Raw genomic sequence first — 25891 nt, 5'->3', positions numbered from 1 at the left:
ATGAAAAAAACCGTACTACTGGTAATTAGTGCCGCTTTGGCGTGGGTGTCACACTCTGCTATGGCCTACGATGGTACCAACTGTAAAGAGCCAGGCGTATGCTGGGAACCTAAGCCCGGTTATCCTGAGAAAGTGGAAGGCAGTAAATACGACCCTAAACATGACCCGAATGAATTGAACAAGCAATCACAATCGATAACGGAAATGGAAGCTCGTAACCAAAAGCGTCATGAAAACTTAGTTAAAACTGGCAAGTTTATCTACGATGTAGATGATATAAATTAAAGCCTCGCAGTCTGTAAGTTTAGCAGTACAGTTTTGCTGGTCGGGCATAAACACCATTCCCTATGCAGGTGTTTATGCCCATCCTGAAATCCAGTATTTCAGGTGTTGTAAAAAACTGAATTAAGACTAACCACTCAAACACTCCGGTACGGTTTCGCCGGAGTTTTTTTATAAAGCCCATGAGCTCAACGATGCAATTAACAGATTGGCTGCACAAAGCCTTGCAGTTTGAAAAGCATATTAATCAGGTGGTGATTGGCCAGCAAGATGTGGTGCGGCTGATGCTCATTACCGTGTTTGCCAGAGGTCATGTGTTGCTGGAAGGTAATGTCGGCGTAGGCAAAACAACGCTGTTGCGTGCGGTGGCTCATGGCTTAGGCGGTGGTTATCAACGCATAGAGGGCACGATAGATTTGATGCCCAGCGACCTGATTTACTATACCTATCTGGATAAAGACGGCAAACCGCGTGTCGACCCAGGCCCGTTGCTGCATCACGGTGAACACCTGGCGACGTTCTTTTTTAATGAGATTAACCGTGCCCGCCCACAAGTGCATTCCTTGTTGCTAAGGGCGATGGCCGAACGCAGCATTGCCGCCTTTAACCAGGATTACCTGTTTCCTCACCTGCAAGTGTTTGCTGACCGCAATCGTGTGGAAAAAGAAGAGACGTTTGAACTGCCCGCCGCTGCCAAAGACCGCTTTATGATGGAAATTAATATTGACGTACCCAGTAGTGATAGCGTGCTCGATGAGCTGATGTTTAACCCCCGCTTTCATGATACCGACCAACTCATTAGCCAACTGCCGGATTCTGGCATGGAGTACACGCAATTAAATGGCTTTGCCGAAAAGCTGCAACAAAACATACAGATCAGCGCAAAATTAAAGCAGTACGCCTTATCGTTATGGCGAGCCACGCAAAAACCGCAGGATTTTGGGGTGACGCTCAGCGATGTGGTGATGCCACAACTGATGCTGTCCGGCGCTAGCCCGCGTGGCATGAGTTACCTGATTCGGGCGGCGAAAGTGCGTGCCTGGCTGCATAGCCGCGATTATGTGCTGCCGGAAGATGTGCAGGCGGTGTTTGCCCCGTGTATGGGGCATCGTTTATTTTTAAGCCCGCTGTATGCCTATCGGCACGAGCAACTGCTGCCAGCATTGTTGACAGGTTTGTTGAGTGCCGTTGCCGCCCCTTAACCGCTGGTGGTACGTATGTCTGAAACTATTTTTTATCGGTTACTGTGGCAAACCCGTGCCGTGCATCCGGGCGCTCATGCCGGTAAATTGGCTGGTGCAGGCCAGTTATTCCAGCGCTATGATACCCTGCTGGCACGTCCCGATCCACGGCGTATTGACCTGCGTGTCAGTGTGCTTGACCCCTTGCAACAATTTCAAGTGCGCTCATACCAGCAACACAGCCATGTCAACGTGTATATGATGGCCGACATGTCTGCTTCCATGCGTTATGCGGGGAGAGCCAACAAGCAACAGGTGGTGTGCCAATTATTGTCAGGCTTGTCCCAATCGGTATTGGGTTATGGTGATAAGTTCGGCTTTATCGGTTGTAGCAACCAGGTGCAGCCCCATTGTTTATTGCCGTTAAGCCAGCAATGGCAAAGAATTGCGGCCTTTCTGACCGAGTTTAAAAATACACCTTTTATCGGGTCGGCACAAGGTTTGTTATCGGCTTGGCAGTACTTGTCCGCGAACCGCTCACTGGTGTTTTTGGTCTCCGATTTTAATTTTCCCATGCCACAAATCAATCAACTGATGGCCAATTTACACCCGCATCAGGTTATTCCTATTGTGTTATGGGATGACGACGAATACCAAAATTTACCATCTTGGGGATTAATGACCCTAAAGGACATGGAAAGCGGAGCGACACGCCTCGTGTGCTTGCGTCCTGCGTTACGCGAAAAAATTATTGCGGCTTACACGCAGCGGCAAATACAGTTAAAAAATTGTTTCCGGGGTCACGGTTGTGAACCTTTGTTTTTAACGGACGGCTATAACGCTGGCAGTATCAACCGTTATTTTCAGCAGAGAACCGTATGAAAATTTTGCTGCTATTTTTTTTAGTATTGGCGGGCTGTTCCAATACCGAACACGGTGCGGTTCGTGCTTTTACAGTACACACGCCGCGGCCTTTTGGCTATGTGCTAGGCGATGAAATCCCACAGCAGATTATTCTTGAGACCGCTTCAGATGTTGCGCTACAAACCGGTGCTTTGCCCATTAAAGGCACTATCAACCGTTGGTTGGAGTTAAAACAGGCCACTTGGGAAAAAACTGAAATCCCGGATGGTTGGCGCTATGTCATTGATCTGAATTACCAGGTTTTTTACGTACCACTGGAAGTCAAGATGCTGAAAATTCCAGGCTTTGCCTTGCAACTCTCCCAGCAGGGCAAAATCAGCAGCCAACCTGTGCCGGACTGGGCATTCACTGTTGCACCGCTAAGGGAGCTGGCTGTGCGTAAAGATGACAACGGTGAATACATGCGGCCCGATGCTGAGCCTCATCAGATTGCCAGCACAAACGCGCAGATAGCCTTCGGATTAAGTGCCAGTTTAGCGTTGGCTATTGCAGGGTATTTGGCTTATTTGTACGGTTATTTTCCGATATTGAACCGTAGTAACGTATTTAAACAGGCCTTGCGTAAAATTTCCCGTTTAAGTAAAGGCGATATAGGGCAAATTCTGGCCGCCGTGCATTACGCCTTCAATCAACTGAACGGCAAACCCTTATTTCAAGTGCAAGTAGCCGATTTTTTAAGCCGCCATCCTGAATATGCCGCCCTTAAAGTGCAGTTGGAATGGTTTTTTGCCTATTCCAACCGTTACCATTTTGGCCACAGTTTGGTGGTGATTGACGATGATGTTGTGCGGCTTAAAAACTTGTGTCAGCATTGCCGCGCTATAGAGCGGGGCAGTCGATGAATCTGGCCGTTGATAGCCCGTGGTTGTTGTGGGGCCTGTTGCTTAATGGCTTGCCTTTGCTTAACCAGGGCATGAGATTGCACGACCAGCCTTGGTTGACACTGTTGCCGGTGGATAGGCTATCACAGGCTTTATCTTTACTGCTCAAGCTTGTGGCGATGCTGGTAATTACTAGCTTGATATTGGGTTTGGCAGGCTTGCATCGCCGTGAACAAAGCCGTGAACGTATCGGCAAAGGCGCACACATTGTGTTGTTGCTGGATCGCAGTAACAGTATGGATGACAGCTTTGCCGGACGCACACCGGAAGGCCGTGAAGAATCCAAGTCATCGGCGGCGCGGCGCTTGTTGACCGAATTTATACAGCACCGCCAAACCGATAGGATTGGCGTGGCGGCTTACAGTACCGCGCCACTGTTTGTCATGCCATTGACTGAAAACAAAATCGCCGTAGAAGCCGCGATTGCTGCCACCGCCACACCGGCGTTGGCGTACACCCATGTCGCCAAAGGTTTGGGTATGGCGCTGTCGTTCTTTCAAGATCAGCCACTCACCGGATCGCGCAGTATTGTATTGGTCTCTGATGGCGCTGCCGCTATTGATAAAGATGATGAATTGAAACTGCGAGCTTGGTTTCAACAGCACCAGGTACGCTTGTACTGGCTGTTTTTACGCACTGCCAACAGCCCAGGTATTTATGATGTGGCGCAAGATAGCCGTGATGACAATGCCCAGGCCATGCCGGAACGCTACTTGCACCAGTTTTTTTCCAGCCTGAAAACCCCGTACCAAGCCTACGAAGCGGAAAGTCCCGATGCTTTAAAAAAGGCCATTGCCGATATTAACGAATTGGAAAACCAACCGTTGCATTATGTGGAACGCTTACCAAGACAAGACCTGTCAAATGCTTGTTATGTGCTGGCCACTGTTTGTTTAGGTCTTTTATTGGCGGCCAAATTTTTGGAGGTAAAAAAATGCTAAGGGCTATTCGTCACGGGTTAGTCTGGGCAAGCTTGTCCGTAGTCGGCGCAATCAGCCTGTACTGTTTGTACACATGGCATGGTTTAAATGTAGAAAACGCTACTATCCAGCAATTACTATCTGGCCAGGATGTGGCGGTGGAACAGGTGGTTGCCAAGCCCCAGATCAGATTGGCACGCGCTTGTTACTTGAAACAAAAAAAGCGTTACGATGAAGCACTGGCCACGCTCAGTGCCATTATGGCGGTAGGCGATAGCGCTTTACAGGCCAAAGTCCGTTATAACCTCGGTAATATCTACCTGGAGCAGGCGGTAGTGAGTGTTGAGAACAACGATACGTCCCGCGCTATGCCCTTGGTGATGCTGGCCAAACAAGCCTATCGGCAAGCTTTGGCATTGGATAGCCAATTTTGGGATGCTAAGTACAATCTGGAAGTGGCTATGCGCTTGTTGCCGGAAATGGAACGCTTGGATCTTGAAAATGAAGACCCTAAACAACAAAAAGCTGAGCTGTGGACAACCGTGCCGGGATTTCCGCGTGGGCTACCTTAACTGTCAGGTGTACTATGATTATTTATCCGGTATTACGTGATTATCGCAGCATTTTTTTGCTGGTCACCTTGCTGGCTATGCTTGGGTTGTTCATCAAACCGGTTAGCCAGCAATATGCGCCGCAGTATAATTTTACCTTTGTTGTTGATATTACCCGCAGTATGAATGCGGCGGATTATAAAATAGCCGACCAAGCGGTCAGTCGTCTGGAATTTGTCAAACACCAGTTACGCGCCTTATTGCACCACTTGCCGTGTTCCACCAAAATCGGCTTGGCCGTGTTTACCGAACGGCGCTCCAGTCTGTTGTTTGAACCGGTGGAAATTTGCACCAGCTATACGGAACTGGATACCGCCATCAGTAAACTGGATTGGCGTATGGCCTGGGCGGCGGACAGTAATATCGCCAAAGGCTTGTTCAATACCTTGGCCATGCTGCAAAAAAGCCATAGCACGGTTGTTTTTATCACCGATGGTCAGGAAGCGCCGCCGGTTAATCCCAGCTATTTGCCTGATTTTGCGGCAATGAAAGGTAAAGCCAAGGGCTTGATAGTCGGCACTGGCGGCTTGCAGGCTGTGCCTATCCCTAAATTTGATGCCCAAGGCAATGTCAGCGGTTTTTACCAACAAGATGATGTACCGCACCGCTCGTCTTTCGGGCAATCGAACTTAGACCCGTCGCAAATCGAAGGTTATGATGCGCGTAATGCACCGTTTGGCAGTAAAGCCGTTGTCGGCAACGAGCATTTAAGCGCCTTGCAGGAATCTTATCTGACCCAGCTCGCCCACCAAGCTGGTCTAAACTATACCCGCTTAACCGACCTTGAACCTTTGCAACAAGCCTTGCAGAGTCCTGAATTTTCCACCCAGCAATTAGCACCTGTCGATGTACGTGGTTACTTCGCGGCTGTGGCGTTGCTGATGTTTTGTTGTATTTATTTACCGCCGCTATCTTCTGTGTGGCACTGGTTTCGTCTGAAAAAAACCAAGGACAACGTTTATGTTGATTAATATTTTGTTATCCAAACACTACCATTTTACTTTGCAAATGCTCTTGAGCCTGTTGGGTGCTGTCGTATCCTACCGTTATGCCGGTATGAGCCACGATTATTGGCTGGCTATGCTGGTGGTTTTTGCATTGCTGGCGGTTGCACCGGATTATTTGCATCCCACTGCGAAAATACGACAGGCGTTAAGGGACGGCCTATTGCGCTGGATAGGCGGTTTGGCGTGCGCCCTGTTTGTATTTTCCTTGCATCAATCTGGCCGCCTGTTGCATGAAGAGGCGGGCATGGTGATTTTGTTCATATTGGTGTTAATGTTTTACCTGGAGACGCTACGCCAACCGACATGGCGAGGCTGTTTTGTCTGTGCGTATTTATTGTTGTTAGGGGTGTTGCTGGCTTATGGTGATGCGTATTTAGGTTTTTTTGTTGTGCTGGCAATGGTTGGGGTAGCGGCCAGTTATTTTGTTGATACTAGGGTTACAGAACTGGAAACTAATAATGCCTCGTAAGCAGTATGGGCTAGTGCGATTAGTTTTTCATAACCCCAGAAACCAAGGCGATATGCGCTAATTCCGCAACCGATGATACTTTTAATTTACTACGTATTTGCGTGCCATAATTGGCCACTGTTTTATAACTCAAACACAATTCATCGGAAATTTTATGGCTGGTAAAACCTCGGGCAAGAAGTAAAAAGATGTCAAATTCTCGGGTCGAAAACGCTTCGATGATAGTTTTGTAATGCGTTTCGTTGGATTGGCCACTGCTGTTTTCTAAAAATTCCGTCTCAATATAGATGCCGCCCATAGCGATTTTTTGTATTGCCTGTACCAAAATAGAGGGGGCACTTTTTTTGCAAATGTACCCTTTGGCACCGGCTGCTATGGCGCGATTCACGTATACTATTTCATCATGTACGCTAAATGCCAGAATTTTGGCGCTATTATCCTTGATACATATTCGCCGTATAGTTTCGATCCCTCCCATACCCGGCATAGATAAATCCATCACCACAACATCGGGATGATACTCTAAATATAGCTGCCAAACTTCCTCGCCACGTTCGGCTTCGGCTATCACTTCAATGCTGTCTTCAGTGGATAGCAACATACGAAACCCAGCCCGAACAATCGCATGGTCATCTACCAGGAGAATTTTGATGGGTGCTTTCATGACAGTGGAATACTCGCAATGATAGAAAGACCTTGTAGTGGTACAGAATGATAGGTTAATTGTCCCCCTAAACTTTTGATTCTCTCCTTCATGCTCAATAAACCAAAGCCGTGGTTTATTGACTCGCTATCGCAGCCTTGGCCATTATCACTGATTTTTAAATGCAGCAGGTTTGTTTCTGGATTAGTGGCCATAGTAATGTGAGCTTGTGTAGCTTGTGCATGCCGAATAATATTGGTCAGGCATTCTTGCACAACCCTAAACAACTGGATAGCAATGTTTTGCTCTAGCTCATCAACATCATTCGAGCAGTCCAAAACCACTTTTAACTCTGGGTTTCTTATCGACCAATGGTATACCAAATCTTCCATTGTGGCCTTTAAGCCTAGTTCCGTCAGTATCAATGGATGTAATTGGTGCATCATGGAGCGTACAATCGTGATCAAATGATCGCATACTTCGATAATGGTATGTGCCGTCTTTGTAATATCTGCTTTTGGCCGCGCACAGGTTGCAGCCATGACTTTAATAGCTGTCAACGACTGACTGAGTTCATCATGTAGTTCCTGTGAAAGTTTTTGCCGTTCGTCTTCCTGTATGGCCAGTGAATGTTGTGTTAAAGTTCTGTTTTCCTGCTGGCTGGCGCTGAGCTGGTCAGTCAAATGATTGATGGCCTTGGCAATGCGATCATATTCATGGATGGCAAAATCGGGGAGTTTGTGTTGATAATCCTCTGACTCAATGATTCTTAAAGCATTAACGATAGTGGCAATGGATTTTAATGCTTTATTAAAAACCAGATTGACCGCCAAAAAGGTAAACAGTGTCAGTAACAAAACAGAAGTGAAAAAGGCTTGGCTTTCTTGCCAGGCTTCGGTGATTTCATCCAGTGGGTTAGCCTGGATAATCAAAGTCAATTGTTGGCCATCAGCGGCAATAATGGGGCGTTCGGCTTTTGGATGTTCGCTTTCAACCAAGTGGATAAACCACTGTGGCGGCGCTTCATTGGCAGAGATAGACTGTTTTTTAGAGTTGAAATGGATAGTTTGCCCACTGGGGGCCTGGAGCTGAATATTCAAATGTCGTGTTTCTTTTAGAGCGTTCAGATGGGCTATCCAATCGATAGGCGTTTGAGGTGTCTGTGAGGTTTGCAGAAAAGTAAAGGAAATGAGTTGTGCCGCCAGGTTAATGGATGATTCGACTTCTTTATTGACCGAGTTACGTGCTTGCCATGCTGCGATTGAGCCACCCAACAACAATATGCACAAGGATGAAAGTAATATTCTGATGTTTATCTGGTAGCGTAAGCTCATGATTATGTTGTTTGAAGCATTGGGTTAGGGTAAGTAGCCGGTGCTAAACTAGAGATTCAGCCTTACCCCTATCCAACCGGCTCTAGGCGCACCAGGCGATACAAAGCGGCCATCATCAAATCCTGGCAATACTTCGTTCGCTTGGCCATAAACGCCAAAACTGTTGTAATGGGTATCAAATATATTATCCAGTTTGCCAAACAGGGTGAGATGTTTGTTGAACCTATATTCTGCTGTCGCATTAAATAACCAGTAACCGCCGAGTTTTGCAGTCAGGTTGGCTTCGTCACCCCGAAATGCACGATTGCCGCTGTAAGTACCATTAATGCCCAGCGAAAACTTTTGCCATAGGTCGACACCGATGGAAGCTTTAAAAATATGCTCGGGGATGCCAGGAATTCTGTCGCCCTTACTCACTGTGGCGCGAATGGGGTCGTCATTAGCATCCACCGCAGTAGGATGCTGTATATCGAAACTATCTTGAAATCGCGCATTAAGATAGGTGTAGTTGGTAGAAAAATGCCAGTCATCAATGGTGCTAAACAATTGCGGAAAATTGGCTGTTGCGCCCGATTCTATCCCGTAACGGCGTGTTTGGCCGACATTGCTAAAATAACCTTCGGAAACACTGTCACCACCGCGATTGAAAATGATGTCATCGTGGTTGATGGTATGAAAGAAGCCCAGATTCCATTTCAAATTACCTTGGTTGGGAATCAGGCGGTTTAAATCGCCCCTAACGCCGGCTTCCCAGGTTTTAGCGACTACTTGGTTTAAAGGCGGGTCAGCAACAAAAGAATTGGGCAGTTTGCACGGTGCTTCAGGATCGGCGCAGCTGAGTTCCATGGGGGTCGGGGCGCGGGCAGATTCGCTGTAACTGCCGTATACGCCTAGATTTTTGAAAACTTGGTAGGTTAATCCTGCTGAAGGATTAAGCCTTTCAAAGGTGTGCGAGCCGTTGAGGGTGTTTTCAGGGTCGTTAATGTATTTATCAGTCATGTTGATATGACTGTAATTATAACGGCCTCCGATGGTAGCCGTAAGCTTATCGGTGATTGAAAAGCTGTCTGTCAGATAGACACCGACGGTTGACGTGTCGGTGTGTAGACGCACTTTGGATTCATCCACAAACACATTGCCACCGATTGTGCCCCTGTCAGCAGTTAATTTGGCCAATTCTGTATCCGAGGCAAAATGGACTTTGGCGTAGTCATAACTGCTGCCAACGGTCAGGTTGTTTTGATGGCCGAATAAGTCTTGGTCGAATACGGCTTGCAGTGTACCGCCTTGGCTACGCATTTGGGTAGCACTGGTATTGTTGGTTGCACCAATCAGATCATCACTGGCGGCGATTTGTTTACCGTTGATATCTTCAACAATCTCCCCGTCTTCATCGCAGAGGAAAGCAGCGTTTGATTCACATTCGTCATAATCACTGTCATCACCGTTAAAGGTTCTGATACGGTTTTGCCGGAAATAGGCGTTACCACTCAATTGAATGGCATCAGTCAGGCTGTAACTGCCGCTTAACTGCGAAAAGAACATGCGGGTGACGGTTTGGTCGGGATGGGTAAATACGGCTTTTCGGTTTTGCTCCAATAGTTGTATCGGTACTGCACCATTACCGCGTAAATCGTTATCATTGGCGGCGAGGGTTAGATCTAGATTTCCTCGGTCATTTTGCCAGCTTAATGTGCCTAACACTTGTTTGGCTTTAGTAGGTGAAAAGTTACGCCAGCCATTTTCGGCAAAATTATGCACATCTAAAAAATAACCCCAAGTGCCGTTATTCCAGCCACTGGTTAATTCTTCCGAATGCCTGTCCCAAGAGCCGCCATAAACTTCCAGTTGATGGCCAGGTGCTGAAAAACCGGTTTTGGTTTTAATAGAAATTGAGCCACCCAAACTGTTCAGGCCATAAACAGGGTTGGAGCCTGGAAATAGCGCCATAGTGTCAATAGCACCTTGTGGGATTAAATCCCAATTAACGGTATCACCAAAGGGTTCGTTAAATCTAACGCCGTTTACGTAAGTGGATAGGCCTTGCGGCAATCCCAAAAGCGGCGATGCCACAAAGCCCCGATAAGAAATATCAGGTTGCAGGGGATTATTTTGGGCTTCGTTAACATGCACACTGCCCAGGTTGCGATTCATATAATCGGCCAGGGAGATGGTTTGCGCTTTTTTTAATTGTTCAGAAGAAATCGTTTGAATATTGGCGGGGATTTTTTCGGCGGAAATAAAGCTACCGGGTATGGGCGTTACGCCCACTACCTCAACTTCGCCCAGGTCAACAGGTATTTGCTCTTCTGCAAACAGTGTTTGAGATACCACGCCAAGTAGCCCAAGTGTTGCAAGTGCTAGTTTCTTCATGACTCACTCTGAAAAATTAAAATGAGGCATTATAGCGAATGGGGTCTTTAATAAACGCGTGCGCGAGCTAAAAAGGAAATATTCCCAACTAGACATCACGCAAACGTGGGTTATTTATGCCGATATTTTACAGCGCTAACAAGTGGGAGTTTTTAATTAAACTGTATATTACGCAGGCTGAAAAGGCTTGAAGGCGTCATTGTTGTGCTGGTTACAGGCAGCAAATAAATAGGTTTTGCCGTTAACAACAAGCTGTAGTTGATTAAGGCGTAAGGTATTACGGCATTGCGTGCCTTTGGTCGTGCCCGCTTGGCATTGGGTTGCGCCTGCTGATAAATCAGTCATATCAGCAGGTTTGTTTTCAGCAACGATGGGTGTTGTTTGGGGGGCTTTGGCAGGAGCCGATTTTTTTTCAGCCACTGCTTTAGGGCTTACAGCCGTGGCCTTGGTGGCTACTTCATTTTTTTTTTTTGCCACTGGAGCGCTTTTTTCTGTCGCTTCAGCTTTTTTTGCCGGTGTTGGTGTCGCTTCGGTTTTGGTTTTTGCTGGCGCAGAAGATTGTCCTGCCAAATATTTATCAACCTTGCTTAACGGGGCTGCGGGAGCGGCAGGTTTGGCAGCCTCGATTTTGGTGCCGCCTGCTTGTTTGGCCAGATATTTTTCAACGCTGGTCAGCGGTGTCGTAGAGGCAGTCGCTGCTGATGTTTCTGGGGCATGTTTTGCTAAATATTTTGCGACACCGGTTAAGGCTTTTTCTTCCGTACCACCTTGTGCTGTCGCTTGCTTGGCTAAGTATTTTGCTACGCCAGACAAGCTGCCGCTTGCAGATGCTGGGGGTGTTGGGGTTTCTTGTGTGTTATGCGTTGGCTGCACATCTGCTTCAGCCCAAGCTGAGCTAACTAAGCCACGAATTTTTCCGAAAAAATTATTTGCCATGTTCAAGTACCTTAAAGTTCATTAAAAAGATTCAACTCCGTTAATAATAATCTAAACCCTAGCTTGGGTAAAGTGCGGTATGTTATAGCGAGGTTAACGGTGTGTCGTGGGGTTATTTACTGTGTTGTAAATAACGGATATTGTCTTGCTAAATAAGCGACTGCGAGCGCCGGTGCGCAATCAGCGGCATTGCGTTGCGTTTGGTTTGCTGTATTGGGTAATAAGCTGGCGAAATCCACGTAGGGATGGCCTAAATTCAGGGCAATAGTCTGCACTAAAAAGCGCCCTACACCTGCACCGATGAGGGGAACTCTAGTACTGCTTAGGCTGCGCTGTAGCTGTATTTGACAGCCGGTTTGTAGAAATTGCAGTTGTTGATGGCGAATATTTTCGGCAAAGCGTTGCCAGCGCGGTAGGGCGGCGGGATGAAAATCGCAACCTATCATGCGGGCTAATCGTCTGGCACTGGCGGTAATGGTTTTTTCAGCACCGTCAGCGGTATCGGTCTGATCGTCATTTTCGTTCAGCTCATAGGTCAGACGATACACATCGGCCATCGTCGCAAAGTATTCTGCCATTAAACCTACGGTCTGGCCTTCATCTTGGGCGTGGCGGGTGACAGCCATGACGGCGGTTCTGATAATGCCAGTGTAGATGAGTTCTTGTGAGCATAAGCGTTGGTAATCGGTAGAGCCTTGTGTTAGAACCTGTTGGTCTTGTAGCAGCAAAATGTCCGTGGTAGTGCTGCCTATATCGACAAATAAGCCATTATCAATACACTGTGCGGCAAAGGTGGCACTGGCTAGCCAGTTGCTGGAAGCAATGTCTTGATAATGTTGTGCGGTGCAATGTTGTGCGGGTATAAAACCGGCTGAGCCTGCAAATACTAGCAACTCGGTATTGGATATCAAGGCGTTAAAGGTGTTAATAATGTGCTTAACGCCGTCATCACGGTTGGTGAATAAATCCACCAGTTCGCCGGTCATGGTGATGGCATGTTGGGTTGGTGTTGTCGCATCCAACTGCTGCATAATAGTGCTGGCGGCGTTTCGTAATTGATCCAGCCCTTTCCATAATGGGCAGGGCTGTTGGAAAACACCGCTGACTTCCCCCGCAGTGTTGATAGTGACGGCTTTTAGGTGCGCGCCACCAATGTCCCAACCAACGCTGTTATGCGTGCGTGTGATCATCAAGAATAAGGCTGATAGCTTTGTTATGTTGGGGTTTTAAGGTGGGTGGCCCTGCCAAAAGTTGCAGTACGGCATCGGCAATATTAATGCCTAAGGCGGCTTCTATACCTACGAAAGCAGTGGTCAAGCGGGGGTTAATTTCCAATACCCAGGTTTGTAATGGCGTTTCAATTAAATCGATACCCACGTAACCCCATAGCTCAGGAAAAGCATAAGCAATGTCATCGGCTAAATCTTGATAACGGTCGATGTCAGGATTGTGATTAACCATGAGAGCGGTTAGGTGATAACGCTTATCTATCACGCTGAATTGTTGGGCATTGATGCTGATAATCCAGGCCATGCCATTTTTAAATAAACACGACAGGCTGGATTTTTGCCCGTGCATATGCGGCTGGATAATGTAATTTTCTTTTGCGTTAATGGCGTTAATGTCGAGTAAGTCGGTAATGATCCAACTGTCACTACAACCGACACCATCAATGGATTTGATGATCCATTCGTTGCTGTCAGTGGGGTAATGGCTGGCGATGATAGCAGGAATTTCATCGGACAGGGTTTTGTCATCCGCCAATAAGCAGGTGGGTACAGTAGCTATTGCGTATTTTTGTAAATGTAGATAGGTTTGGTATTTATTGCCAGTGGCTTTTACCACGTTGCTGGGGGACGTGAGCAACAGCTTTCCTGATTGCTCAACGGTTTGGCACAGGCTTTGTAAAATGCCATCGAATTCAGGGGCTATCGGCCAGACGGCATCACACCCTGTAATCAGTTGTGCAAATTCGCTATGGCTATGGTGTTCTGCATTGATAACAGCGGTTGCATAATGCAGTGTATTTACCGTGTCGACCAGGCGTTGATCTAGCATGATCAATAAATCGATGTCAGTGAGTAAGGTGAAATTATCAAGCAAAGCCTCTAGCATCAGTTTGCCTTCGCGCTTTAATGTTTCAGGTAATGCTTGCTTATTAAAGCCGCCACCGGTGATATACTCAAAGATTAGAATTTTCATGCGTGTCTCTACAAAATTATTTATTATTGTGAAAATAATTCCCGTTATCGATTTAAAAAACGGCGTGGTGGTGCATGCGCGGCAAGGCCAACGTACGCATTATCAGCCGATTCAGTCGGCACTGTGTTCATCTGCCAATATCGATCAGGTTATTCAGGCGTTTTTATCGTTATACGCCTTTGATAGCTTTTATATTGCTGACCTGGATGCACTTACCGGCCAGGGTGAACATGATAATATCATTAATGCGTTGTTGTGTTGCTATCCACAGATTGAATTTTGGGTAGATCAAGGTTATCGACCCCAGGCCAAGCCGATAAGTCCGTTAAAAAATCACATGCCGGTATTGGGGAGTGAGTCTTATTGTGACGACACGGTGGCTGAACTTAAGGCATTTAAGCGTCGATTTGTGTTGTCGCTGGATTATAAAAACGATGCTATTTTGGGCGCAAAAAGTTTATTAGATAACACTAATCTATGGCCCATGGATATTATTATTATGACCTTGGATCAGGTGGGTAGTGCAAAAGGCCCTGATTTTGATAAGTTAAGTCGATTTTGCCAGCAATATCCTGAAAAAAACTTTATTGCGGCCGGTGGGGTAAGAAACAGCGAAGATTTACGGGCGCTGCAAGCTATGGGTATAAAGCGGGTTTTATTAGCCAGTGCCTTGCATTCAGGTGCTGTAGCGGCAACTGATATTGCGTATTTTTCAGGCAAAAAAATACCCCGCAAGCGAGGTATTTTTTAACATCTTTTTAACTAACTAAAACTCAGTTAGGTGCGAACGGATGTTTTGCAGTAGATTTTTGTGCGACAACTTCAGCAGCAGTTGGTGAACCGGCTACAGCGCGTTCCAAAGCTTCTTTAGTGGCTTGGTAGTTATACAATTGAATCTTGGCATCGTCTTCAGCAGCCCAGTGTATGAATACACCGACTGAGATGAACAAATCATCTGCTTCATCAGCTGGGATAGTGCCGTTTTCTACGCAATCAGCAACAGCCATAGCAACGCCACGTTGTGCAGGGCCAAACATTTGAACAGCTTGTTTTGCGCCTTTGATGGTTACTTTGTTGAACATAACAGTTGCAGGTTTAACCATCAGGTTAGGTGCAACAACAGCCAACAGGCTAGAAAAACCGTCTTTGTTGTTTGTTAAGCAATTTGCAAATGCAGTTTCAGCTGCTGAACCTCTAGGTCCAATCAAAAGGTCGATATGAGCAACTTCATTGCCGTCGCCAACTAAAGATTCGCCGACGCTTAATTTATTGATTTTAGCCACGCTTGTTTTCCCCTATGCAGAAAATAAAAAATTGAATTACGTTTTAAGCTTAACTATTTCAATAAACGCTGTTAATACAGCAGCGACTGTTAAGTCGGCTGTAGTACCAGGGTTTATTTTTTTTGACTTAAACTGTTGATCTATGTTGCGAAGTAAAGGCTCTGTATATTCAGGATGTGTGGCCTGCTCTAACTCTGTTTTAAGGAGAGTCATCTGTTCGGCTACCATCCCAGAATAGCGGTCACCGTACTTTCTTTCGATGTGGCTATCGGCATATTGATTCAGCAAATTGGCATATAATGCAACCACCGCCCAATTATTTCGATCCTCCCACCTATCTAAATAATTGTAATAGATTGGAAGTGAAAAATCAAAGATAATTTTATAATCGTTGCTATATTGCTGCGCAATACGGTCTTTGTCACTGGCCAGGCGCATGGCTTCGGTGAGCGTTACCGAAGCGTGCTGATTGACATCTTGCTCATTGGAACTACCCAATCCACCAGGCGCTGCCAGTGCTATGGCTTTAAATACCCAGTCGGCATCGCTGAGGGTGGTGGTTGCCAATACCCGACTTAAACTTTGTCTTAATGTTTCGGTGTGACGTAGTTGGCTTGCAGCCGTTATTAAGGGCGCGCACAGCAGCAATATACCCAGATTGGTATTGCAATGTACGGCCTCGCGTGTAGCCTTGACGGCGTAGTATATTTTTTCGCCCAGCGTATAAGCAGGATTACACAACGGTTCTGCACTGACTTTAGCGCTGATGCGAAAATCCGCTACCGTCATGTCATGGCCTTCTGAGTATACGCTGACATTGCCGGGCTTAAAGGCTTGCAGTTCCAGTTCGCAGGCTTGTTGGTAAAGCTCACGCAGTTGTTGAGCAGATAGCATCAGGCGGCAACACCGGTATTTATTGCGATATCATTGAGGTAACGACTGAGCATATCATCCACCAGCAACTTCGCAACATTGATGTCACACACGCTTTGCAAGCCTTTCCAGGCCGGAATGCTGTTGACTTCAATCACTAGGTACTGGCCATTTTTATCTTGGATAATATCGACACCGGCATAATCCATCTTCAGTGCCACGGTCGCCTTAATGGCCAAACTGGCCATTTCCGGTGTCATGTCAATGGCTTCACAACGTGCGCCACGCGCGACATTATTCAGCCAGGATTTACCGCGTCGCTGCATGGCGGCAACGGCGCGGCCATTGATGACAAACACGCGGCTGTCGGAAAAGCCACTACCGGCACAATGGATAAAACGCTGTAGATAATACACGCCGTGGCTGCTGGTTAACCAAAACAAATCGGTCATTTTTTCAATGCGGCGGATGCCTTCGCCTTGCGAGCCAAATAACGGCTTGCTGATTAATAGTTGGCCATTTTTTAATTCGGTTTCGGCAATCGCTAAGGCTTCTGAGCGCTGCCGCAAGACCCAGGTTAACGGGGTCGGGATACCAGCGTGGTGTAGCAGAAAACTGGTCATGCCCTTATCAACGCTGCGCTCTACAGCGTGGCCATCGTTATAAACCGGTACGCCCATGATTTTTAACGCATGCAGAATATCCAGATATAACACCACTTCTTCCAGTGAGCCGCCCGGTACGCCACGGACAAACACGGCATCGGGCAGTTGTTGTTCAAACCCTGGTATGACGATCGGGTTGTGTCCAGGTTCAATGGAGAAATGGCAATCGGTTAACGAGATATACTCACTGTCGTAGCCTCTATCGGCAAAAGCAAGACGCAACTGACGACCATGCCAGCCAGGGTCGTCAGTAAAAATAACGATACGCGGCACGGAGATTCTAGGCTCCGAAAGACAGGTCTAATAAGGTATTGTCCAGTTTGCCGGCACGGAAACTTTTGCCCGATTCCACCGCTGTCACAATCACGCTGGCAGGGCTGAACAACATGGCATCGATTTTGAAAAAGTCGTATTCGTATTGTTTGAAAATCTCGGCAAACGGTTTGCCGTAATCTTTGGAGGTGGAACTGGGTAACGCGTTAGCCAGTTTTTCGGCGGCTTCGTCGCTGCCTTTAACGAATAAATGCACCTGGCCTGCGAATAATATCGCATCGTTGGTGCGTCCCATGGCTTTAACAAATTTAGGATGCGGTGGACAAATTGGCGCACTGCCACTGCCGTCGATAATATTTTCCAGCGGAAAATGCAAGGCATGGGCTTTGTGCATGGACACTTCCAGCACACGCGATACCACTTGCACGCCACCCGCCAAACTGCTGGTGGGCGTGACGATAATAGTTAGCTTGGCAGCATCCAGCTGACAGGCGGCAGCGATTTTATCCACGATTTCAACCGGCGGCAGGGCATCATTTTCTATGATTAACACGGTGGCATCATGGCTGTCGCGGTAAGCCAGTTCTTTATACAGTTCTTCAACCGGCTCTTGTTTGTCGTCTTTTATTTTTGTAGCCATAGCCCTGGCAGGACCTGAGCCGAGTGCGTAATATTTGTCATGCGACAGGCTCCAGCCGGCATATTGGCTGCCCAAACAGGCTAATACCGGATTGCTGCTATAGACATTAACCGACAGCGGCCAGTGGGTGGTGTAAGAGCTGTGGTTAATACTGACTGTGCCCATGCCGCCCATGCAAATTTCGGCAATAATCCGGCCGGCTTCAAGACCACCGGGTACGCTGATGCCAGCATCAATCATGGTGCAACCATTGGCCAGTTTTTCTACGCCGACCCGTAATTTGTCAGCATTATTAATTAATTCTTGTACCAACGGCTGAGCCAATTTATTAACGCTTGCTTTAAATTCCATGCCTAATACCCTTTATCAAGTTGACTAATAATTATCTGTTGCTTAATCACCAGCTGCTGCATAATTTGCTGTGATTGCTTGTGGCTGGCAATAATACTGCAAACCGGCTGTCCTGTGTGAATTAATGCCCCATCGTCCGGTAAATCCATACACCACGACGGCCATGCAAAATCCATTGGAATCTGCGTGTCATGCTTGGCATAAATGATTTGATAGGCCTTGTGGTCATCAGATGGGATGGCTGGAGACTCATGCAATTGTTCTTGACAGGCTTCGATATGCCGTACAAATAAAGCATCATCGTAGAGTTGCATACTGGCTGGTGGTCTCGCATTAATTTCCAACACATAACAGCCCTGCGCTGCACAGATAAAATCCAGTGAATTTAAGCCTTTTAGGGCAAAGATAGGAATGATTGCTGTTAGCCATTGCATTACGCTGGCTTTGTGTTGATTTGGGATGCTCTCAGCATTGCTAATCCCTGAAAATAGGAAGTGATCTTGGTTAGATTGCACAGACCATTGGTTGTTGAAGCCAATGATTTGTGCGTTGTTACCGTCGGCTAAAAACAGCACCGAATGTGCTGTGCCTTGTATATAGCGCTGCCAATATACTAAGGTAGATTGTTTGTCATCTGGGTGAAAATGTTGGATGCCTATGCCGCCGTGGCCTTGCAGTGGCTTAGTGAGCCATGCGTCGCTAGCGTTTTTCGGTTTGGTAAAGGCTACGTGAGGGTAGGGGATAGACAGCTGATCCAACACTGAAAAAAAATATTTTTTATTGAGTATATTAGCGAATACATCGGGTGGATTACCCAATATTGTCAGACGGTTGGCGAGATAGATCAGGCTTTCGGGGTGGTTTTCAAAGCCGCTGCCATAAATAATGTGCGTGAGTGGAATGTGAGTAAAAAAAGCCTCTAAGGCAGGAGCAATATGATGCAAAGCCAAAGAGGTAACGAGGAGAGTTTCTTGCGCATACAAGCAGGTGTCGCGATCTGCATACAGATCAATAACAAAAGGTTTGTAACCAGCACGGTAAGCCGCTTGAGCAAGCATGCGTCCAGAACTGGCTACAATAAGCACGTATTCAGGAATGTGCATCGTTGCGATGTTATCCCGAAGCCGCCAAAAGCACGTCTGATAGAAATGGAGTGAGTTTCAGGCGTGAGAGGAGATTGTTGTGTATAACTGTTTAACGTGCCATACCATTGCCGAGGAAGGCACCGGCGGCGGCACCCAAACCTGCGCCGAGTGGATGGCCATTGCCCATTTCATAACCCAATACACTGCCGACTACGCTACCTGCTAAACCTTGGTGTGAGCGTGGATCAGGCTGATATTGCGGCTGTTGATAATAGGCTTGTTGTGGGTAACGATTGCCGTTATCGAAGTTTTGTCCGCCACCACCATAACCACCGTGATGTCCGTGATGGCCATGATGTCTGCGATGGTGACCGTGGTCAGCAAAAGACAAATCGGAGTACAGTGCAATAGCTAATGTCAATTGAATCAAAAAAAGTAGCTTTTTCATAATTGTTCCTAAACAACACAGTGTGTTAAAAATAATGTTTTTCTTCACTTGCTGCACACTATACAGTTTGAAAATGAATCCAAGCTTAATGAAATTAATTTTTTGAAAATTTATTGAACACATGAGCATTTTTTAAATTTTGGATTTACACACGCTGCGCTGCCGTTAATGTAAGGCATTGTTCTATACTAAAGGCAATCTCTAAGTTATCTCATTCACTATGCAAAACGACATTCAGCGCCTGCTAACGGTAGCCAATAAAGTTATTTTGGGCAAAGACCGGCAAATCCGTTTAGCCGTTTGTTGTCTGTTGGCGCGCGGGCATTTATTAATAGAAGACATTCCCGGCGTAGGCAAAACTACCTTGGCATATACGCTGGCCAAGTTGCTGGGTATGAATTACCAGCGCATTCAATTTACCAGTGATATTTTACCGGCGGATATTATTGGTGCCTCGGTGTTTGATGCTAAAAACCATGAATTTAAATTTCATCCAGGGCCAATATTTAACCAAATGATACTGGCTGATGAAATTAACCGTTCCACACCGAAAGCTCAAAGTGCCTTACTGGAAGCGATGGAAGAGCGCCAAGTGACGGTTGAAGGCGTGACGTATCCTTTACCCGAACCGTTTTTTGTTATTGCCACGCAAAATCCGTCGCACCAGATTGGCACGTTTCCACTGCCGGAATCACAACTCGACCGCTTTCTCATGCGACTTGAACTGGGTTATCCTGATCCTAACTCGGAACGGCAATTGTTGATGGGGCAAAATCGCCATCAGATTATTCAAACTTTGCCCGCGCAGATCACTCCGTTGCAATTGCAAGCGCTGCAACAAGCTATTGGTAAAGTGCATGTATCCAGTGCCTTGCTGGATTATTGTCAGGCGATTATTTACTTTACCCGTCACTCATCAGATTATGTCTGTGGCTTATCGCCCAGAGCCGGATTAGCCTTATTGACTGCCGCCAAATCCTGGGCGTTTATGGATCAACGCAATGCGGTTATCCCCGAAGACCTACAGGCGGTGTTGGCCGCAGTTGCAGGGCACCGCTTAAAGGCCGGTGCGGTTGATTCGGCGGCCATAGTTGCCCCCATATTGGCCAAAGTAGCCGTCAATTAGTCTGTGACCTTAAAAGAACGCTTCGGCTTAGACCGATTTTTATTGGGGGAACGTACGGTGGATGGCCAGCCGTTAGTGTTAAATCAGCGCCGGATTTTTATTTTACCCACGCAACGCGGCTTAGGCTTTGTCTTTTTAATTGTCATATTGATGCTGATTGCCTTTGTTTATAATAACAATCTGGCCTATATGTTAGCGTTTTTGCTGGGCAGCGTATTTTTTATTACCATCTTGCATACCTATAAATCATTGGCTGGATTGACCGTGCAACCAGGCCAGTCCACGGCGGTTTTTGCCGGTGACAGCGCCGCTTTTAAACTGATTATTGCTAACCCCACCGCAGTAGAGCGCCAGCACTTGCAACTGAGCCTGAAGACAACCAGTAGTTTTCATCTTAACGCACACAACAAAGCCCACATCAGTTTACCGGAGCACACGCACACAAGAGGCTGGCATACTATTGGCACAGTCACTCTGTCTAGTCGCTATCCCTTAGGCTTGTTTCGCGCCTGGTCACCGATACGTTTTAATACCAAAGTGTTGGTCTACCCAAAACCTGTCAGCCAACACATTCCGTTTCCAGAAACCGGTGTCAGCCAAGGCCTGCAAGGCTCGTTTAAAAAAGGCGGTGATGAATTCTACGGTTTACAGGACTATCAGGCCGGTGATCCTATCAGACAGGTGTACTGGAAAGCCTATGCCAAAGGCTTGGGGCTGTTCAGCAAACAATACGGCAACGAAAACACAGCAGAAATTTGGCTGGATTTTAACCATGCCCCAGGGCACTCGTTAGAAGAGCGCTTGAGTTATGTATGCCGCTGGGTGATTGATGCTGAACAAGCCGGATTACGTTACGGCTTTATTTTGCCTGGTCTGCGGCTAGAGCCTAGCAATGGCCAAGCACACTACCGGCAATGCCTAGAAGCGCTAGCGGTATTTTAAGGTTATGATAAATCCCGCATACAATAAAAATATCCTGATTTTTTTGCTGTCCTCCATTGGTTTGATAGCACTGCCGCATGCGTATCATTTACCGTTGCCGGTGTTTGGCTTTTTTGCTGTGCTGCTGGTGTGGCGTTTTCTGGGTGTTTGGCAACCACAACGTTTACCTAAAGGTTTACTGTTGCTACTGGTCAGTGTCGGTGGATTAGCCCTGTTGTACTCGCAACACAGCGGCATTTTAGGGCGAGATGCCGGTACCAGTTTATTTTTGATTGCGCTGGGCTTAAAGCTCATGGAGATAAAATCTGAACGCGATTTGTATCTGGTGAATTATCTGGCCTTTATTGTGGCCGCCTCGCAGTTTTTGTACGAACAAAGCATTTTGATGGCCGCCTATATTTTATTTGTATGCTGTGTGTTATTCGCCACGCTGGTGTTTATTAATAGTTATGTTGCCAATACCCGTGTGGCACTCAAAAAAGCCAGTGTCATTATCGCACAGGCGATACCGATGGCCATCGCGATTTTTATCCTGTTTCCACGGGTAGAAGCACCACGCTGGTTGTTATTTAACCAGCAACAGCAAGCCAAAACCGGCTTAAGTGATTCGATGGAGCCAGGTTCTATCAGCGATCTTGGCTTGTCCGATGAGCTGGTGTTCAGGGTGAAATTTACCGGCGCTATTCCGCCGCCACAGTTACGCTATTGGCGTGGCCCAGTACTTAGCCAAACTGATGGCAAACGTTGGACACAAGCAAAAGACTTATCCTATCAACAACGCGCTAAAGCAACATTTTCAGGTACAGTCTATCAGTACACATTGTTAATGGAACCGCAAGATAAAAACTGGGTGTTTGCATTAGAGTTACCCGCAGCGCTCCCAAAAACGCTGCGCCAAAATGCCGTGCTGCAATTATTAAGTGTTGACGCACTTAACCAACGCACAGAATACTCGCTGAGCTCTTATGCACAGTACAATACTGGCGCGAGTACGCCGCAAGAAATTCAGCAAGCTAAACAATTACCCGCTACGCCAAGTTATAAAATGAAACAATTAGTACGGCAGTTAGGCGGCTTTGACAGCACGCCAGAGGTGTTTATTGGCCAGTTGCTGACACACTTTCGGCAACAGGATTTCCATTACACGCTCACCCCGCCGTTAATGGAAAACAATCCGGTTGAAACGTTTCTGTTTGAGACCCGCTATGGATTTTGCAGCCATTATGCCTCTGCATTCGTAACTTTAATGCGGGTGGCCAATATTCCGGCGCGGGTGGTTACCGGTTATCAGGGCGGCGAACTTAATGCAGTGGGCGATTTTCTAGAGATTAAACAAGCGCAAGCGCATGCTTGGGCAGAGGTTTGGCTGGATAAGCAAGGCTGGATTAGAGTTGACCCTACCGCTGCGATTGCACCGGAAAGAATTGAGAAAAACATCGACATCAATCAGCTCTTGCCAGGCGGTGCTATCCATTATGTCGCGCCAAGTAGTGAGGCGCAGGCAGCGTTTAATTGGTTACAGAAAACGCGGCAGTTGTGGGGTAATGTCGATTACAGCTGGCAGCGTTGGGTGATTAACTACAATAACGCCAATCAATCTCATTTCTTGTCATCGTTTGGTATTGAAGACTTTAAAGACATGGTGTATTGGATGGGAGCAATTATTGCTGTTATCGTGGCTACACTCAGTGGGTTTTTGCTTTATCAAAAGCCGACAACAGTAGATCACACGCTGATTGTGTATAAGCGATTTTTAAAGAAACTGGCTAAAGCGGGCTTTAATCAAGGTGTCGGTGAAGGCGCGAGAGATTTTGCTGAGCGTATTAAGCCTAAATTACCCACGCATGCGCCCAGTATTGAAGAGATTACCGAAGCTTATTTGCAGCAGCGTTATGGCGTTAAAGCCTCTGCTGTGGGTTTACAGCACTTGAAGACATTGGTTAATCATTTTAAGATTTAGCGCTGTGATCGTGTCTAGGCTTTGTATGATTTAATCAACATCTGCTGCATTGGTTTTCAATAGCGGCGTTAGCAGTAAAAGCCAGTCTAATTTCCTATTTCCAGTAGGTATATGTACCTATTTGCTAGGTTTGTAAGTTCAAGTAGACTCTAACTACTTGAAAGATTTTGGTTTCGGTATGGAAATTAATCTTTCAAGGCCATCCCTGTGCTGTGCTCGATATTATGCTGTAAATGATAATAAAATTGATGATTGTATAAAACTTGCTATAAAGATAGCTCAGTATATTGGAATATTGCTTATCTTTTTCATGGTTTTTATTTGCAGAATAATATCGATTGGCATTTATTTAAGTTAGAAACTAGGAGTTATTCTAATGACGCTGTTAAAACAAATTTTACGTTTTACTAACCGCCACAAAAAATTAACGACGCTTGTCAGTTCCGGTGATGTTATTACTGCAATTCCAACTCACCGTGCTATTTTAATAACTAAGTTTAGTTTACTTGGGTTATTTAGTTTACTTGGGTTGAGTAGCCAAGCATTGGCACTTAATAAAATTCAAACCGAAAATCTCCTTCCTGGTAGCGCGGCTTGGTACAATTTTAATGTACTTGGCTGGGATGCGGCAGACAATGTGCATGACATGGAAGGTTTTGCCAGTAAAGATTCAGTTAACATAGGTCAGCAGATAAAACTATATGTTAATGCTAACAAAACTAAAGATCCTCAATACAGTATAAATATTTACCGTTTGGGATGGTATCAAGGATACGGGGCAAGGCTGATGACAACTACCCCAATAGTGCGAAGCAGTACGACACAAACAATACCTGCTCCCGATTCACTGGGTACGGTGAAAGCAACAAACTGGGTTAATCCATACACACTTACTATTCCTACTAGCTGGACTGCTGGCATTTATGTTGCCACCATTATTGGTAATACAACAGGGAAAGGACGATACATTCCATTTGTGGTTACTGATACCGCGCGATCTTCAGATTATTTGTTTCAAGTCAGCACCACTACTTGGCAAGCTTATAACCCTTGGGGAGGTAAGTCGCTTTATGGTTTTAATTCTATCGGCGGCGCGGCACGTAAAGTTTCCTTTGATCGACCGTATGAATACGATGGTGGCCTTGGAGGATTAAGGACTGGAGATTTAAATTTACTTAATTTTCTGGAGCGTGAAGGTTTTGATGTCACTTACCAAAGCGATATTGATACGCATGTAAAAGCAAATGGTAATCTTTTAAAGTATAAATCTGTCTTGTCTGTTGGGCATGATGAATATTGGACTAAAGCCATGCGTGATAATTTCGAAAATGCCAGAGATCACGGTGTTAGCTTGGGTTTCTTTGGTGCCAATATTGCTTATTGGCAAATTAGAATGGAAAATGCTAATCGCACTATCGTCAGTTATAAAGATTTTTCAGCGACAGAAGATCCTTTGAGAATGACTAATCCAGCATTGGTCACTTCGCGCTGGAGAAATCCTAGCTATGCCAATCGGCCGGAAAATGCGCTCATCGGTGTTATGTACGCATTCGGCCCCTTAGGAACAAGCGTACTTGATACGGATCTTAAAGCCTCAAAAAATGATCCCTGGCAAACAGACATCAATTCACATTGGATGTATACCGCCACAGGTATCTTAGAAAACGATTTGGTTACCGGCGTTTTTAAAGGTTTATTAGGTTATGAGGCGGACAGAATATTTGACAATGGTTATACGCCGATTGGTTTGGAGGCTATAACGGCATCGCCTGTGCCAATGGGTGTGGTTGATCATGATAGTCCTTTATCTGTCAATTATGACCCTTTAATGCCAAAATCACATGCGACGGTTTATACCAAACCTTGTACATTATTACCTTGTAATAATGCAGTTTCAACGGTTTTTGCCGCAGGTAGTTTGCAATGGAATTGGGGGTTAGATACCGCCTTTTTGCCTTCAGATAGAAAAGAAAACTGGTATATTATCCCTACGACATGCAACGTGCTTTCTAGAATGATAAGTGTCGAATTACCGCCTTATGCACCCGTGGGCGTAGACGGAAAATTCAAATGTGCATCAACATCTCCCGTGATATCTGGAATTCAAGCTGTAGCAGCTAGAATTAATCTTCCTAATAGTTTGAAAAACGATAACCCGTCCTTACGATTGCTTACTGCCGAACGTGAGCGAGAAAATCAAAAAGGCGGTCGTGACAGGGAAGCTAAAATGCAAGATAAGGAAGAAGCCAAAAGAGAGCGCGAAGTGAAAGGCGATGGTGAAATTATTCAGATTAAGGGAGCAAAAAAAAAGGGAGATTAAAAATAACGGGCTGATGATGGGCTTTTGAGCCAGTTTTAAAACGCATTAAATTGTTTAACGTTGTATGGTGTCAAAAACCATACAGCGTTTTAAAATTTGCAACGCGATAAGGCGCATTAAATACGTATGCCTCCTTATGTTGGCAGTATTTTATGGACAGCG

General features: G+C 46.1%; 25 protein-coding genes. 13 read left to right on the top strand and 12 right to left on the bottom strand.

All coding sequences use genetic code 11. From position 1 onward, the window contains the following. From CRENPOLYSF2_RS03010 to CRENPOLYSF2_RS02975, 8 genes are all read left to right on the top strand, one after another. Entirely contained in the window at positions 1 to 285 is a 285-nt protein-coding gene (locus CRENPOLYSF2_RS03010) for a methanol dehydrogenase [cytochrome c] subunit (RefSeq protein WP_087142483.1), read from the top strand. Between the two features lie 179 nt (positions 286 to 464). Continuing rightward, positions 465 to 1484 carry an AAA family ATPase gene (locus CRENPOLYSF2_RS03005; RefSeq protein WP_087142482.1) on the top strand — a complete coding sequence of 340 codons (1020 nt, stop codon included), beginning with the start codon at positions 465 to 467 and terminating at the stop codon, positions 1482 to 1484. Between the two features lie 15 nt (positions 1485 to 1499). Beyond that, positions 1500 to 2345 (top strand): DUF58 domain-containing protein, encoded by an 846-nt coding sequence (locus tag CRENPOLYSF2_RS03000; RefSeq protein ID WP_087142481.1) that lies wholly within the window; start codon positions 1500 to 1502, stop codon positions 2343 to 2345. Further along, on the top strand, positions 2342 to 3229 hold the full coding sequence (locus CRENPOLYSF2_RS02995) for a nonribosomal peptide synthetase MxaA (protein WP_087142480.1): 888 nt from the start codon (positions 2342 to 2344) through the stop codon (positions 3227 to 3229). The genes CRENPOLYSF2_RS03000 and CRENPOLYSF2_RS02995 overlap by 4 nt, the downstream gene beginning before the upstream one ends. Next, entirely contained in the window at positions 3226 to 4209 is a 984-nt protein-coding gene (locus CRENPOLYSF2_RS02990; protein WP_087142479.1) for a vWA domain-containing protein, read from the top strand. The genes CRENPOLYSF2_RS02995 and CRENPOLYSF2_RS02990 overlap by 4 nt, the downstream gene beginning before the upstream one ends. Beyond that, complete coding sequence (locus CRENPOLYSF2_RS02985) at positions 4203 to 4760, top strand: MxaK protein (protein ID WP_087142478.1); 558 nt, start codon at positions 4203 to 4205, stop codon at positions 4758 to 4760. The genes CRENPOLYSF2_RS02990 and CRENPOLYSF2_RS02985 overlap by 7 nt, the downstream gene beginning before the upstream one ends. Positions 4761 to 4774: 14 nt before the next feature. Beyond that, on the top strand, positions 4775 to 5770 hold the full coding sequence (locus CRENPOLYSF2_RS02980) for a vWA domain-containing protein (protein WP_087142477.1): 996 nt from the start codon (positions 4775 to 4777) through the stop codon (positions 5768 to 5770). Then, entirely contained in the window at positions 5760 to 6275 is a 516-nt protein-coding gene (locus CRENPOLYSF2_RS02975; RefSeq protein ID WP_087142476.1) for a hypothetical protein, read from the top strand. The genes CRENPOLYSF2_RS02980 and CRENPOLYSF2_RS02975 overlap by 11 nt, the downstream gene beginning before the upstream one ends. A 19-nt stretch (positions 6276 to 6294) precedes the next feature. On the opposite strand, the gene CRENPOLYSF2_RS02970 is transcribed toward CRENPOLYSF2_RS02975, so the two are convergent. The 6 genes from CRENPOLYSF2_RS02970 to CRENPOLYSF2_RS02945 all read right to left on the bottom strand — a co-directional run bounded on the left by CRENPOLYSF2_RS02970 (position 6295) and on the right by CRENPOLYSF2_RS02945 (position 13763). After that, positions 6295 to 6939: a response regulator transcription factor gene (locus tag CRENPOLYSF2_RS02970; RefSeq protein WP_087142475.1), complete on the bottom strand. Its 645-nt coding sequence runs from the start codon at positions 6937 to 6939 to the stop codon at positions 6295 to 6297. Continuing rightward, positions 6936 to 8252 (bottom strand): LapD/MoxY N-terminal periplasmic domain-containing protein, encoded by a 1317-nt coding sequence (locus CRENPOLYSF2_RS02965; RefSeq protein WP_087142474.1) that lies wholly within the window; start codon positions 8250 to 8252, stop codon positions 6936 to 6938. The genes CRENPOLYSF2_RS02970 and CRENPOLYSF2_RS02965 overlap by 4 nt, the downstream gene beginning before the upstream one ends. A gap of 48 nt (positions 8253 to 8300) precedes the next feature. Further along, entirely contained in the window at positions 8301 to 10625 is a 2325-nt protein-coding gene (locus CRENPOLYSF2_RS02960) for a TonB-dependent receptor (protein WP_087142473.1), read from the bottom strand. Positions 10626 to 10793: 168 nt separating this feature from the next. Next, on the bottom strand, positions 10794 to 11561 hold the full coding sequence (locus CRENPOLYSF2_RS02955) for a hypothetical protein (RefSeq protein WP_087142472.1): 768 nt from the start codon (positions 11559 to 11561) through the stop codon (positions 10794 to 10796). 116 nt (positions 11562 to 11677) lie between these two features. Next, entirely contained in the window at positions 11678 to 12751 is a 1074-nt protein-coding gene (locus tag CRENPOLYSF2_RS02950; RefSeq protein WP_087142471.1) for a hydantoinase/oxoprolinase family protein, read from the bottom strand. Next, on the bottom strand, positions 12732 to 13763 hold the full coding sequence (locus CRENPOLYSF2_RS02945; protein WP_087142470.1) for an ATP-grasp domain-containing protein: 1032 nt from the start codon (positions 13761 to 13763) through the stop codon (positions 12732 to 12734). The genes CRENPOLYSF2_RS02950 and CRENPOLYSF2_RS02945 overlap by 20 nt, the downstream gene beginning before the upstream one ends. On the opposite strand from CRENPOLYSF2_RS02945, the gene CRENPOLYSF2_RS02940 reads away from it, so the two are divergent. Continuing rightward, the gene (locus CRENPOLYSF2_RS02940) at positions 13762 to 14514 is read left to right on the top strand and encodes a HisA/HisF-related TIM barrel protein (RefSeq protein ID WP_245807867.1); all 753 of its coding nucleotides are present in this window, start codon (positions 13762 to 13764) and stop codon (positions 14512 to 14514) included. The two genes, CRENPOLYSF2_RS02945 and CRENPOLYSF2_RS02940, sit on opposite strands and share 2 nt — an antisense overlap. A 22-nt stretch (positions 14515 to 14536) precedes the next feature. Here the strand turns inward: CRENPOLYSF2_RS02940 and fae are convergent, their stop codons facing one another. From fae to CRENPOLYSF2_RS02910, 6 genes are all read right to left on the bottom strand, one after another. Then, entirely contained in the window at positions 14537 to 15046 is a 510-nt protein-coding gene (fae, locus tag CRENPOLYSF2_RS02935) for a formaldehyde-activating enzyme (protein ID WP_087142469.1), read from the bottom strand. Positions 15047 to 15082: 36 nt separating this feature from the next. Then, positions 15083 to 15940 carry a triphosphoribosyl-dephospho-CoA synthase gene (locus tag CRENPOLYSF2_RS02930; RefSeq protein WP_176371012.1) on the bottom strand — a complete coding sequence of 286 codons (858 nt, stop codon included), beginning with the start codon at positions 15938 to 15940 and terminating at the stop codon, positions 15083 to 15085. Then, entirely contained in the window at positions 15940 to 16857 is a 918-nt protein-coding gene (locus CRENPOLYSF2_RS02925) for an ATP-grasp domain-containing protein (protein ID WP_087142467.1), read from the bottom strand. The genes CRENPOLYSF2_RS02930 and CRENPOLYSF2_RS02925 overlap by 1 nt, the downstream gene beginning before the upstream one ends. Before the next feature lie 7 nt (positions 16858 to 16864). Continuing rightward, positions 16865 to 17848, bottom strand: coding sequence for a methenyltetrahydromethanopterin cyclohydrolase (mch, locus tag CRENPOLYSF2_RS02920; protein ID WP_087142466.1), 984 nt, complete (start codon positions 17846 to 17848; stop codon positions 16865 to 16867). A gap of 2 nt (positions 17849 to 17850) precedes the next feature. Next, positions 17851 to 18951, bottom strand: a complete 1101-nt coding sequence (locus CRENPOLYSF2_RS02915) for an ATP-grasp domain-containing protein (protein WP_245807866.1) — start codon at positions 18949 to 18951, stop codon at positions 17851 to 17853. A 91-nt stretch (positions 18952 to 19042) separates the two neighbouring features. Further along, a complete protein-coding gene (locus tag CRENPOLYSF2_RS02910) occupies positions 19043 to 19381 on the bottom strand; it encodes a hypothetical protein (RefSeq protein WP_087142490.1) in 339 nt (112 codons plus the stop codon). Between the two features lie 220 nt (positions 19382 to 19601). Between CRENPOLYSF2_RS02910 and CRENPOLYSF2_RS02905 the strand changes: the two genes are divergently transcribed. The 4 genes from CRENPOLYSF2_RS02905 (at position 19602) to CRENPOLYSF2_RS02890 (ending at position 25729) form a co-directional block, all read left to right on the top strand. After that, entirely contained in the window at positions 19602 to 20507 is a 906-nt protein-coding gene (locus CRENPOLYSF2_RS02905; protein ID WP_087142465.1) for an AAA family ATPase, read from the top strand. A 3-nt stretch (positions 20508 to 20510) separates the two neighbouring features. Further along, positions 20511 to 21449, top strand: a complete 939-nt coding sequence (locus CRENPOLYSF2_RS02900) for a DUF58 domain-containing protein (RefSeq protein ID WP_087142464.1) — start codon at positions 20511 to 20513, stop codon at positions 21447 to 21449. A gap of 4 nt (positions 21450 to 21453) precedes the next feature. Next, entirely contained in the window at positions 21454 to 23409 is a 1956-nt protein-coding gene (locus CRENPOLYSF2_RS02895; protein ID WP_087142463.1) for a transglutaminase TgpA family protein, read from the top strand. Positions 23410 to 23785: 376 nt separating this feature from the next. Beyond that, positions 23786 to 25729 carry a N,N-dimethylformamidase beta subunit family domain-containing protein gene (locus CRENPOLYSF2_RS02890; protein WP_087142462.1) on the top strand — a complete coding sequence of 648 codons (1944 nt, stop codon included), beginning with the start codon at positions 23786 to 23788 and terminating at the stop codon, positions 25727 to 25729. Positions 25730 to 25891: the final 162 nt, after the last annotated feature.

The sequence above is a fragment of the Crenothrix polyspora genome, assembly GCF_900163755.1.
GTDB lineage: Bacteria > Pseudomonadota > Gammaproteobacteria > Methylococcales > Methylomonadaceae > Crenothrix > Crenothrix polyspora.
The sequence above is the reverse complement of the archived record's forward strand: the minus strand, read 5'-3'. Positions and strand labels throughout refer to the sequence as shown.